Source organism: Planomonospora alba, assembly GCF_039534085.1.
GTDB classification, from domain to species: domain Bacteria; phylum Actinomycetota; class Actinomycetes; order Streptosporangiales; family Streptosporangiaceae; genus Planomonospora_B; species Planomonospora_B alba.
Genome location: NZ_BAAAUT010000038.1, coordinates 49964 through 61987 on the forward strand (window position 1 = coordinate 49964; position 12024 = coordinate 61987).

At 76.9% G+C, this 12024-nt stretch carries 12 protein-coding genes; 11 read left to right on the forward strand and 1 reads right to left on the reverse strand.

Annotated features, from left to right (window positions below; translation table 11 throughout):
• Positions 1–25 precede the first annotated feature (25 nt).
• Entirely contained in the window at positions 26–1267 is a 1242-nt protein-coding gene (locus ABD823_RS22420) for a sensor histidine kinase (protein ID WP_344862704.1), read from the forward strand.
• A gap of 91 nt (positions 1268–1358) precedes the next feature.
• Positions 1359–2120, forward strand: a complete 762-nt coding sequence (locus tag ABD823_RS22425) for a LytR/AlgR family response regulator transcription factor (RefSeq protein ID WP_344862762.1) — start codon at positions 1359–1361, stop codon at positions 2118–2120.
• 447 nt (positions 2121–2567) lie between these two features.
• On the opposite strand, the gene ABD823_RS22430 is transcribed toward ABD823_RS22425, so the two are convergent.
• Positions 2568–3410 (reverse strand): deoxyribonuclease IV, encoded by an 843-nt coding sequence (locus ABD823_RS22430; RefSeq protein ID WP_344862706.1) that lies wholly within the window; start codon positions 3408–3410, stop codon positions 2568–2570.
• Positions 3411–3576: 166 nt separating this feature from the next.
• Here ABD823_RS22430 and uraD point away from each other — a divergent pair, with 166 nt between their 5' ends.
• The 9 genes from uraD (at position 3577) to alc (ending at position 12011) form a co-directional block, all read left to right on the forward strand.
• Positions 3577–4146 (forward strand): 2-oxo-4-hydroxy-4-carboxy-5-ureidoimidazoline decarboxylase, encoded by a 570-nt coding sequence (gene uraD / locus ABD823_RS22435; protein ID WP_344862708.1) that lies wholly within the window; start codon positions 3577–3579, stop codon positions 4144–4146.
• Complete coding sequence (gene uraH, locus ABD823_RS22440) at positions 4143–4457, forward strand: hydroxyisourate hydrolase (RefSeq protein WP_344862710.1); 315 nt, start codon at positions 4143–4145, stop codon at positions 4455–4457. The genes uraD and uraH overlap by 4 nt, the downstream gene beginning before the upstream one ends.
• A 1-nt stretch (position 4458) precedes the next feature.
• Positions 4459–5346 (forward strand): factor-independent urate hydroxylase, encoded by an 888-nt coding sequence (gene pucL / locus ABD823_RS22445; protein ID WP_344862712.1) that lies wholly within the window; start codon positions 4459–4461, stop codon positions 5344–5346.
• An 11-nt stretch (positions 5347–5357) separates the two neighbouring features.
• Positions 5358–6233, forward strand: a complete 876-nt coding sequence (locus ABD823_RS22450; protein WP_344862714.1) for an FAD binding domain-containing protein — start codon at positions 5358–5360, stop codon at positions 6231–6233.
• Positions 6233–6706, forward strand: a complete 474-nt coding sequence (locus ABD823_RS22455) for a (2Fe-2S)-binding protein (RefSeq protein ID WP_344862716.1) — start codon at positions 6233–6235, stop codon at positions 6704–6706. The genes ABD823_RS22450 and ABD823_RS22455 overlap by 1 nt, the downstream gene beginning before the upstream one ends.
• Before the next feature lie 131 nt (positions 6707–6837).
• On the forward strand, positions 6838–8226 hold the full coding sequence (locus tag ABD823_RS22460; RefSeq protein WP_344862764.1) for an 8-oxoguanine deaminase: 1389 nt from the start codon (positions 6838–6840) through the stop codon (positions 8224–8226).
• Positions 8227–8322: 96 nt separating this feature from the next.
• A complete protein-coding gene (locus ABD823_RS22465; RefSeq protein WP_344862718.1) occupies positions 8323–9672 on the forward strand; it encodes a glycerate kinase in 1350 nt (449 codons plus the stop codon).
• Positions 9673–9712: 40 nt separating this feature from the next.
• Entirely contained in the window at positions 9713–11005 is a 1293-nt protein-coding gene (gene allB / locus ABD823_RS22470) for an allantoinase AllB (protein ID WP_344862720.1), read from the forward strand.
• Between the two features lie 34 nt (positions 11006–11039).
• A complete protein-coding gene (alc, locus tag ABD823_RS22475) occupies positions 11040–12011 on the forward strand; it encodes an allantoicase (protein WP_344862722.1) in 972 nt (323 codons plus the stop codon).
• Positions 12012–12024: the final 13 nt, after the last annotated feature.

Here is a 12024-nt window from a genome sequence, read left to right on the forward strand (position 1 = left end):
GGGCGGCGTTGGCTACGGTTCCGGCATGTCGACCAGAGGCTGGGCGCTGTTGTCCGCGATCTGCTTCCTGCTCGGGCTCGCGCTGCCCCGCCGGGGCGGGGGCTTCCCGCACCGCCGTGCGCGCGGCCACGGAGACGGGCGCGGGGACCGGTGGGACGGGCGCGGCGCCGGACGGCAGGGCGAGGCGACCTTCACCACCCTGCGCGTGGCGGCGCGGGCGGCCCCCTGGCTGCGCTCCGGGCTGACCTCCCAGACCGCCGGCAAGGCCGTACGCCACCTGCGGGTGCTGCTCGGCGCCGAGGCCGCCGCGCTGGCCGGTCCCGACGGCGTGCTGGCCTGGGACGGCGGGCCGGACTGCCAGCGGGAGCGGGCGCCCGGGCACGCCGCGGCCGCCCTCGCCTCCCGCCGCCCCCGGGTCCTGGAGGGCGAGGCGCTCGCCTGCGGCCGGCCGGACTGCCCGGTCAGGAGCGCGGCGGCCGTCCCCCTGGAGGTGGACGGCCGGGTGGCCGGCGTGCTGCTCGCCTACGGCGCCGCGCCCGCCCCCGCGCTGCTGCGGACCGCCGCCGAGGTGGCCCGCTGGATCTGCGGGCAGCTGGAGCTCGCCGGTCTCGACGAGTACCGCAGGCGGGCCGCGGAGGCGGAGATGCGGGCGCTGCGCGCGCAGATCTCCCCGCACTTCGTCTACAACTCGCTGACCACCATCGCCTCCTTCGTCCGCACCGACCCCGAGCGGGCCCGCGAGCTGCTGGTGGACTTCGCCGACTTCGCCCGGTACGTGCTGCGGCGGGCCAGAGACCTCACCACGCTGGCCGACGAGCTGCGCTGCGTGGACCGCTACCTGCTGCTGGAACGGGCCCGGTTCGGCGACCGGCTCCGCTTCACCGTCCAGGTCGCACCCGAGGTGCTGGGGGTGGCCGTGCCGTTCCTGTGCCTGCAGCCGCTGGTGGAGAACGCCATCAAGCACGGCCTGGCCCGCAGCGGGGGCCCGGGCGAGGTGCGGGTGGTGATCGAGGACGCCGGGGCCGAGGCGCACATCAGCGTCGAGGACGACGGGCTCGGCATGGAGCCGGAGCAGGCGCGGCTGCTGCTCGACGACGGCCCGCGCGCGGGCCGGGGCGAGGGCGGGATCGGGCTGGCCAACGTGGACCTGCGGCTCCGGCAGATCTACGGCGACGGCTACGGGCTGGTCGTGGAGAGCGGCCTGGGGGCCGGCACCCGGGTCCGGCTCCGGGTGCCCAAGGGCGTCCGCGCGGCCGACCCCGCCTGACCGTGCCGCCGTCCCCGTCGGCCCCGCCGTCCTCACCCGTTACCGGCATGTCGCTTGCGGGCCGCGTGCCGCAGTGGGCAACGTGAGGGCCATGCTGCGCGTCCTGGCCGTCGACGACGAGATCCCCGCCCTGGAGGAGCTGGCGTACCTGCTCCGCAGGGACCCCCGCATCGAGCACGTCGCCACCGCCTCCGACGGCGTCAGAGCGCTCCAGGACATGGTCGCGATGATCGCCTCGGGAGAGCGGCTGGACGGCGTCTTCCTCGACATCCGGATGCCCGGGATCGACGGCCTGGACCTGGCCAGGCTCGCCTCGGGCTTCCCCCGGCCGCCCCGCCTGGTCTTCGTCACCGCCCACGACGACTGCGCGGTCCAGGCGTTCGAGCTGGAGGCGGTGGACTACCTGCTCAAACCGGTGCGGGCCGAACGGCTGGCGGAGGCCGTGCGGCGCCTGGAGGCCGCGCCCGCGCCGCCGCAGCAGGGACCGGAGGAGGTCATCCCGGTCGAGCTCGGCGGCCGGACCAGGTTCGTGCCCCGGCAGTCGGTCCGGTTCGCCGAGGCCAGGGGCGACTACGTGCGGCTGCACACCGCCGAGGGCACCTACCTCATCCGCATGTCCCTGGCCGCGCTGGAGCGGCGCTGGGCCGGGTCGGGGTTCATCCGCATCCACCGCAGCACGCTGGTCGCCGCGCGGCACGTCAGCGAGATGCGCTTCGACGGCGGCAGGGTCGTGCTGCAGGTCGGCGCCGAGACGCTGGCGGTCAGCCGGCGCCACACCCGGCAGGTCCGGGAGCAGCTGGTCCGCCAGTTCCAGGACCGTCCGGTGCAGGCCGCCCCGGCGGTGGAGGCGTGAGCGGACGGCGGCGGCCGTTCGTCGCGGGAGGGCGACCGCTCGTCGCCCGGGCACTCTCCGTACAACGACAACTACACACCGTTGAACGCGCTGCGGGTGAAGCGGGTTTCGCCTGATCAGGCCCCCTCATAGTGTTCCTGCATCGGAGAGCCGACCCGCCGGGCCAGGAGGGGACGGAGCCGCGAGGCTCGCAGACTGGCGGGCGGGGTTCCCGGGTGAGCGTCGGTGAAGCGGTCACCCGGCCGCCGGACCTTGATACCCGGGGGGGATGGTCCGGCGGCCTCCGGTACGACGGTGAGGCCCGCGACGTGTCGCGGGCCGTACCGCGAGCCGGCCCCACGGGGGCGGCCGGCACGCGGACCGGACGTCCGTCGTACCCCCGGCGGCGCCCCGGCGCCGCCGGGGGCGCGCCCGGGGGCGCCCGGCGGCGGGTGCCGCCGCCGGGGATCACAGCCCGTCGCGGAGCTTCTTCAGCAGCTCGATGTCCTCGCGGTGCTTGTCGGCGCCGCCGGGCGTCTCGATGCAGAGCGGGATCCCGGCGCAGGCGGGGTGGCGCATCAGCTCGGCGAAGGCCGCCGCGCCGATGTGGCCCGCGCCGATGTTCTCGTGCCGGTCCTTCTTGGAGCCGCACACGTCCTTGGAGTCGTTGGCGTGGATCAGCCGGAGCCGGCCCGGCGCGACCGCGTGCAGGCAGTCGAAGGTCTCCCGGACCCCCTCAGGGGTCGACAGGTCGTGGCCGGCGGCGAAGGCGTGGCAGGTGTCCAGGCAGATGCCGGCCTTCGGGTGCCAGTCGAGCGCCGCCAGGTAGGGCTCCAGGTCCTGGACGGTCGCGCAGAGCATCCCGCCCTGCCCGGCCATCGGCTCCAGCAGCAGGTCGGGGCCGTCGTCGGGCAGCTCCTCCAGCAGCGGCAGCAGGTGCTCGCGGAGCTGGCGCAGGGCGTCCTCGCGGGGCTGGCTCACCGCCGAGCCGGTGTGCACGACCAGGCCCTTCGCCCCGATGGCGGCGCTGCGCAGCAGGCCGTGCCGTACGGTCGCCACCGACTTCTCCAGGGTGTCGGCGCTCGGCGTGCCGAGGTTGACGAGGTACGGCGCGTGCACGAAGGTCACCACGCCCGACTCGCGCAGCCGCTCGTCCTGGACCGGGTCGCCGGCGGCCAGCGCCCAGCCGCGGGGGTTGGTGACGAACACCTGGATCATCTCGGCGCCGATGTCCGAGGCGTACTTCAGGCCGCCCTTGGCCAGGCCGCCGGTGACGGAGACGTGTCCGCCGATGAGGGAGAGAGCAGTCATGATGCCGCCAAGTGTAGGCGCTGCCCGCCGAGGTCCCGGGAACGCGCCGACGACCGGCCGGTCGCGGGGAGGAGGCCGGCCGCCGGACGTGCCGCTTGTGGAAACCTGCCGGATGATTTCCCTTCTGTGGTGGCGATTCGCTGAAGAGCCCGGACCGGATCGGTGTGTGTACTGCTGGCATGCCGAACGTGACACCCCCGGCGGGGTCCCGGTGAGGCCCTGCGCGCCCGGGACGGCGCTGCCCGGATTCAACGCGCTCGGCGCGGCCGAGGCCGAGGCCGGGCTGCTGGAGTGCTGCGCCTCGCCCGCCTTCGCCCGCGCCGTGGCCGGGCGGCGCCCGTACCGGGACGTCGCCGAGCTGACCGCGGCCGCCGAGGCCGCCGTGCTCGGCCTCGACTGGCCGCAGGTGCTGGCCGCGCTCGCCGCGCACCCGCGCATCCCGGACCGCGCCGCCGGGCCCGGCCGCCGGGCCGCCTGGTCGCGCCGGGAGCAGTCCGGCACGGACGGCGCGGACCCGGAGGTGCTCGCCGCGCTCGCCGCGGGCAACCGCGCCTACGAGGAGCGCTTCGGCCACGTCTACCTGGTCTGCGCCACCGGCCTGCCGGCGGAGGAGATGCTGGCCCGGCTGCGCGGGCGGCTGGGCGCCGACGAGGAGACCGAGCGCCGGACCGTCCGCGCCGAGCTCGCGAAGATCACCCGGCTCCGGCTGGAGCGGCTGCTGGGGGAGGAGCCGTGAGCCTGTCCACGCACGTGCTGGACGCGGCGCTCGGCAGGCCCGCCCAGGGCGTCGCCGTACGGCTGGCGCGCGCGGACGGGACGGTGGTCGCCGAGGGGCGCACCGACGCCGACGGCCGCATCTCGGGCTGGACGCCGGGCGCGGGCGTGCACCGGCTGCTCTTCGACACCGGCGCCTACTTCGCCGCCCGCGGTGCCGCCGCCTTCTACCCGGAGGTCTGCGTCGCCTTCACCGTCACCGACCCGGCGGAGCACCACCACGTCCCGCTGCTGCTGAGCCCGTTCGCCTACTCGACCTACAGGGGGAGCTAGCGTGGCCGTCGTCCTCGGGCCCAACCGCTACGGCAAGGCGGAGACCCGCCTGGTCCGCGTCGTCAGGGACGGCGGCGTCCACCACCTCAAGGACCTCAGCGTCAGCACCGCGCTCTCCGGCGACATGGAGGCCGTCCACCTGACCGGGGACAACGCCGCCGTGCTCCCCACGGACACGCAGAAGAACACCGTCTACGCCCTCGCCCGCTCCCGCGGGGTGGACCAGATCGAGGACTTCGCGCTGGCGCTGGCCCGGCACTTCGTGGACTCCCAGCCCACGATCCGCCACGCCCGGGTGGAGATCGAGGAGTACTCCTGGGAGCGCATCCCGCCCGCCGCCCCCGGCGCGGGGGAGCGGCGGCACTCCTTCGTCCGCGCCGGCACCGAGGTCCGCACCTGCCTGGTCCACCACGACGAGAGCGGCCGCAGCACCGTGGTCTCCGGATTGAGGGACCTGACGGTGCTCAACACGACCGGCTCGGAGTTCCACGGGTTCATCCGCGACGCGTACACCACCCTGGAGCCGACCACCGACCGCGTCCTGGCCACCGCCGTCCGCGCGCGCTGGCGGCACGTCTCACCGGACTCCGACTTCGCCGGGTCCTACCGCGAGGTACGGCGCCGCCTGCTGGAGGCGTTCGCCGGCACCCACAGCCTCTCCCTCCAGCAGACCCTCTACGCCATGGGACGCAGCGTCCTCGCCGGCCGCCCGGAGATCTGCGAGGTGCGCCTGGCGCTGCCCAACAGGCACCACTTCCTGGTCGACCTGGAGCCGTTCGGGCTGGACAACCCCGGCGAGGTCTACTTCGCCGCCGACCGGCCCTACGGGCTGATCGAGGGCGCCGTGCTGACCGAGGACGCCCCCGGCGCGGGCTCCGCGTGGGACTGACGGGAGCGGCGATGGACTTCCTGCGACCCGCGACCTGGGCGGAGGCGCTGGCCGCCAAGGCGGAACGGCCGCAGGCCGTGCCCCTGCAGGGCGGCACCGACGTGATGGTCGAGCTCAACTTCGGCGTCCGCCGCCCGGACGCGCTGCTGGACCTGACCCGCGTCACCGAGCTCGCCGCCTGGGAGGAGGCGCCGGACGGCCGGCTCCGGGTCGGCGCGGGCGTGCCGTACGCGCGGCTGATCACCGAGCTCGGCGACCGGCTGCCCGGCCTCGCGCAGGCCGCCCGCACGGTCGGCTCACCGCAGATCCGCAACCGCGGCACCGTGGGCGGCAACCTCGGCACGGCCTCGCCCGCCGGCGACGGCCACCCGCCGCTGCTGGCCGCCGGCGCGGTCGTCGAGGCCGCCTCCGCCGCGCGCGGCACGCGGATGATCCCGGCCGACGACTTCTACCTCGGCGTCAAGCGCAGCGCCCTGGAGCCCGACGAGCTGATCCGGGCCTTCTGGACGCGCCCCGCCGCAGGCCCGCAGTACTTCGCCAAGGTCGGCACCCGCAACGCGATGGTGATCGCGGTCTGCTCCTTCGCGATCGCCCTCGACCCGGTCGCGCGGCGCGTCGGCACCGGCGTCGGCTCGGCCGCGCCGACGCCCCGCCGGGCCGCGGCCGCCGAGGAGTTCCTCGCCGCCGAGCTCGACTGGGACGCGCCGCTCGACCCCGCCGTGCTCACCCGCTTCGGCGAGCTGGCCGCCGCGGCCGCCTCCCCGATCGACGACGTGCGCGGCACCGCCGCCTACCGCCGGCACGCCCTGGCCGTGCTGGCCCGCCGCACCCTGACCTGGGCCTGGAACGACCTGCGGGCCGCGCCCCGCGCGAGGAGGACCGGCTGATGCGCGTCACCTTCACCGTCAACGGCCGCACCGAGACCGCCGACGACGTCTGGGAGGGGGAGAGCCTGCTGTACGTGCTGCGCGAGCGGCTGGGCCTGCCCGGCTCCAAGAACGCCTGCGAGCAGGGCGAGTGCGGCTCCTGCACGGTCCACCTCGACGGCGTGCCCGTCTGCGCCTGCCTGGTCGCGGCCGGGCAGGCCGAGGGGCGCGAGGTCCGCACGGTCGAGGGGCTCGCCGGCGGCGGCCGGCTCGACGAGGTCCAGCGGGCGTTCGTCGAGTGCGGCGCCGTGCAGTGCGGCTTCTGCACCCCCGGCTTCGTCGTCCAGGCCCACGACCTGCTGGCGCGCGTCGAGCGGCCCACCGACGCGGAGATCCGCGAGGCGCTGGCCGGCAACCTGTGCCGGTGCACCGGCTACGAGAAGATCCTCGACGCGGTACGGCTCGCCGCGGCCCGCAGGGCGGAGCGCCGGTGAGCCCGCACCCGGGCCCGCCCGGGAACCAGCCCGCGGGCCCGCCCGGGAAGCGGCCCACGGACCCGTCGGGGAACCGGCCCGCGCCGGCGGCGGGCGCGCCGGCCCCCGGCGCCGGCGCGCGCACCGTCGTCATCGAGAACGCCTACCTCGCCCCGGTCGTCGGCGAGGAGATCCCCCGCGGGCACATCCGGATCGACGGCGACCGCATCACCGCCCTCGGCCCCGGCCCGGCGCCCGCCGCGCCGGGGGCGGAGCGGATCGACGGCACCGGCTGCCTGGCCACCCCCGGCCTGGTCAACACCCACCACCACCTCTACCAGTGGGCCAGCCAGGGGCTCGTCCAGGACGCCACGCTCTTCGAGTGGCTGGTGGCGCTCTACCCGGTCTGGGCCGCGATGGACGCCGAGGTCGTGCACGGCGCGGCCGGCGCCGGCCTGGCATTCCTCGCGCTGTCCGGCTGCACCGCCTCCTCCGACCACCACTACGTCTTCCCCAAGGGCCGCGGCGACCTGCTCGCCGCGGAGGTCGAGGCGGCCCGCGCGGTGGGCCTGCGCTTCCACCCCGCGCGCGGCTCCATGGACCGGGGCCGCTCGGCGGGCGGCCTGCCGCCGGACAGCGTGGTCGAGAAGCCCGACGACATCCTCGCCGCCACCGCCGAGGCGATCGACGCCCACCACGACCCCTCCTTCTCCTCCATGCTGCGCATCGCGGTCGCGCCCTGCTCGCCGTTCTCGGTCAGCGCCGAGCTGATGACCGAGTCCGCGGCGCTGGCCCGGGACAGGGGCGTGCGCCTGCACACCCACCTCGCCGAGACCCTGGACGAGCAGGAGCACTGCCTGGCCCAGCTGGGCCTGCGCCCGGTCGGCTACGCGGAGAAGCTCGGCTGGCTCGGCCCGGACGTGTGGTTCGCCCACGCCGTGCACCTCGGCGACGCCGACATCGACCTCCTCGCCCGGACCGGCACCGGCTCGGCGCACTGCCCCAGCTCCAACGGCAGGCTCGGCGCCGGGATCGCCCGGGTCTCCGAGATGCTCCGGCGCGGCGCCGTCGTCGGCCTCGGCGTGGACGGCAGCGCCTCGGCCGAGCTGACCTCGCTGTCCGGCGAGATGCGCCAGGCCCTGCTCGTGCAGCGCGCCCGGTACGGCCCGGCCGCGCTGACCGTCCGCCAGGCCCTGGAGATCGCCACCCTCGGCGGCGCGCGGAACCTCGGCCGCGCGGCGGAGATCGGTTCGCTGGAGCCCGGCAAGCTCGCCGACATCGCGCTCTGGCGGACGGACACCGCGTTCGGCTCGGCTGTCGCCGACCCGGTCGCCGCCCTGGTCCTCGGCAGCCGCCAGCCGCCGCTGGCCCGCCTGCTGGTCGGCGGCGAGACGGTCGTGGCGGACGACGAGCTGCGCACGGCCCCCCAGGACGCGCTCGGCCGGGCGGGGGGCGCCGCCCACCGCCGCCTGCTCCGCCTGGCGCGGGAGCGGGGTCTCACAACCGCCGGGCAGGTCGGCCCGGCACCGGGACGAATGTGATGATGGTCCTCCACATCACCGCATCCCGGCACGTGGTCCCGCCCGCTCGCACCGGGAGGGGGCACGGGCCCGCCGATTCTCCACCAGGGAGCAAGGTTGTCTGAGTCGTCGGGGCACATCGTCATCGCTCCGGACAAGTTCAAGGGGTCGCTGACCGGGGCCGAGGTCGCCACCCGGGTCGCCGCGGGACTCGGCCCGCAGGCCGCCGTGGTCGCGCTGCCGGTGGCCGACGGCGGGGACGGCACCGTCGAGGCCGTCGTGGCCTGCGGATTCGAACGGGTGGAGGTCGAGGTCACCGGTCCCGTGGGGGAGCCGGTCCTCGCCGCCTACGCCTGGCACCCCTCCGGCACGCCCGGCGGCCCCGCCGGGGAGGCCGGCCCGGCCGTGCCCACGGCCGTGATCGAGCTGGCCGAGGCCTCGGGCCTGCGCCGCCTGCCGCCCGCGCGGGACGCCTCCGCCGGGGCGGGCCCGGTGGAGGCCGCGCCCGCGGGGGACGGTTCCGCCCGGCACGCCGGACCGGCCGCGCACGGCGGCGTCCGGCTCGCCCCGCTCACCGCGACCAGCCGGGGCACCGGCGAGCTCATCGCGCACGCCGTACGGCGCGGCGCCCGCCGGGTCGTCCTCGGCCTGGGCGGCAGCGCCTGCACCGACGGAGGCACCGGGATGATGGCGGCCCTCGGTGTGCGCTTCCTGGACGCCGAGGGCCGGGAGCTCCCGCCCGGCGGGGCCGCGCTGCGCGCCCTGGAGCGGATCGACACCTCGGGGATGACCGCGCTCGGCGGCGTCGAGTTCGTCGTGGCCTGCGACGTGGACAACCCGCTGCTCGGCCCGTACGGCGCCGCCGCCGTCTACGCGCCGCAGAAGGGCGCGGACGCCGACGGCGTGAAGGTCCTGGAGGCCGGCCTCGCCCGGCTGGCCGCCGTCGCCGCGCACACCCACGGCCTGGCCGGCGCGGCCGAGCACGACGGCGTCGTGCGGTCCATGGGCGTGGCCGCGCAGCCGGGGGCCGGGGCCGCCGGGGGCGTGGGCTTCGCCGCCGTCGCCTTCCTGCGGGCGGAGATCCGCCCCGGCATCGAGTACCTGCTCGACCTGCTCGGCTTCCGGCGGCGGCTGGCCGGAGCCCGCCTCGTCGTCACCGGCGAGGGCTCCCTGGACGAGCAGACGCTGCGCGGGAAGGCCCCGGCGGGGGTCGCCGCCGCCGCGGGCGAGGCCGGGGTCCCGGTCGTCGCGGTCTGCGGCCGCCGCGCCCTCGGCGACGACGAGCTGCGGGCGGCCGGCATCCGCGCGGCCTACGCCCTGACCGACATCGAGCCCGACCCCGCGCGCTGCATGGCCGAGGCCGGCCCGCTGCTCGAACGGCTCGCCGCGAAGCTCGCCGCCGACTGGCTCGCGGCCCCGGCGGCGCCCGCGGCCCCGGCGGTCCCCGGCGCCCCCGCACCCCGGTAGCGCCGCGGGGCCCGTCCCCGCCGACCCCAGGAGGACGCCCGTGCACGATCTGGTCATCACCTCCCGCCGGGTGGTGCTGCCCGGCGGGGAGCGCCCCGCGGCGGTCGCCGTACGGGACGGCAGGATCGCCGGCGTGCACGGCCCGGACGCCGTCCCCGAGGCGGCCGAGCGGGTCGAGCTGGGCGACGTGGCGCTGCTGCCCGGGCTCGTCGACAGCCACGTGCACGTCAACGAGCCCGGCCGCACGCACTGGGAGGGCTTCGCCACCGCCACCCGGGCCGCCGCCGCGGGCGGGGTGACCACGATCGTGGACATGCCGCTCAACTCGCTCCCGCCGACCGTGGACCCCGCGGCGCTGGCCGCCAAGCGGCGGGCCGCGGCGGGGGCGTGCGCGGTCGACGTCGCCTTCTGGGGCGGCGCGGTCCCCGGCAACCTCGGCGGCCTGCGCGCCCTGCACGAGGCGGGGGTCCGCGGCTTCAAGTGCTTCCTGTCCCCGTCGGGCGTGGCGGAGTTCCCGCCGCTGGACGCCGCGCGGCTGAAGGCGGCGCTGGCCGAGGCGGCCGCCTTCGACGGCCTGGTGCTCGTGCACGCCGAGGATCCGGCGCTGCTCACCGAGCCCGCCGGGCCGACCTACCCGGAGTTCCTCGGCTCCCGGCCGGGCGAGGCCGAGCGCCGCGCCGTCGAGCTGGTGATCGCGCTGGCGGCGGAGACCGGCGCGCGGGTCCACATCCTGCACGTCTCCTCGGCGCTCTGCCTGGAGCCGCTGGCGCGGGCGCGGCGGGCCGGGGTGAGGGTCACCGCCGAGACCTGCCCGCACTACCTCGCGCTCGCCGCCGAGCAGGTGCCGGAGGGCGCCACGGCCTTCAAGTGCTGCCCGCCGATCCGCTCGGCGGGCAACCGGGAGGCGCTCTGGCGGGGCCTGGCCGACGGGGTGCTGGACTGCGTCGTCTCCGACCACTCGCCGTCCACCCCCGACCTGAAGACGCCCGACTTCGCCACCGCCTGGGGCGGCGTCTCCTCCCTCCAGCTGGGCCTGCCGGTCGTGTGGACCGAGGCGTCCCGGCGCGGGTACGGCCTGGCCGACGTGGCCGGATGGATGGCGCGCAACCCGGCGGCCCTGGCCGGGCTGGACGGCAAGGGCGCCATCGCCGCGGGCGCCGACGCCGACCTCGTCGCCTTCGACCCCGCCGGGAGCCTCACCGTGGACGCCGCGGCGCTGCACCACCGCAACCCGGTCACGCCGTACCACGGCATGACGCTCCGCGGGGTGGTCCGGGCCACCTGGCTGCGCGGCCGCCTGGTGGGGGAGACCCCCGCCGGGGTGCTGCTGTGACCGGCCCCGTCCGCACGAGAGAGAGGCCCCGCTCGTGAACCCGCCCGCGAACCCACCGGAGAACGCGTTCACCGACCTGCCCGACCTGGCCCTGCGCGCCTACGGCGGCGCGGTCGTCGCCGCCAGCGACGAGTCCTTCGCGGAGAAGGAGAACCTCATCCGGCCCGGCCGCCCGTCCTTTCGGCCGCACACCTTCGGCGCCAGAGGGCAGGTGTACGACGGCTGGGAGACGCGCCGCCGCCGCGAGCCCGGCCACGACTGGGCGCTGGTCCGGCTGGGCGTGCCCGGGACGGTCCGCGGCGTCGTGGTCGACACCGCCCACTTCACCGGCAACCACCCGGCCTGCGCCTCGGTGGAGGCCGCCGCGGTGGACGGGTACCCCGCGGCCGGCGAGCTGCGGGCCGCCGAGTGGACGGAGATCGTCCCCAGGAGCCCGCTGCGGGGCGACGCCGAGCACGTCTTCGAGGTCGCCGACGGGCGCCGCTACACGCACGTCCGGCTGAACGCCTTCCCCGACGGCGGCGTCGCCCGGCTGCGCGTGCACGGCGAGCCCCGGCCCGACCTGTCGATCCACGAGGGGCTGAGCCTCGACCTCGCGGCCCTGGAGAACGGCGGGCTGGTGACGGCCTGCTCCGACGCGTTCTACTCCTCGCCCCACAACGTCGTCGCCCCCGGCCTGGCCCGCCACCAGGCCGAGGGGTGGGAGACCACGCGCCGCCGCGACGGCGGCAACGACTGGCTGGTCATCCGCCTGGCGGGCGCCGGGATCGTGAAGCTCGCCGAGATCGACACCACCAACCTGGTGTTCAACGCCCCCGGCTGGGCCTCCCTCACCGGGACGGGCCCGGACGGGGAGACCGCCCTGCTGCCGAGGACCCGGCTGCTGCCCGACACCCGGCACCGCTTCCGCATCGAGGACGGGCCGGCCGTCACCCACGTCAGGGTCGACATCTACCCCGACGGCGGGCTCGCCCGGGTCCGCCTGCACGGCGTGCTCGACCGCTGAGCGGGAAGCGGCC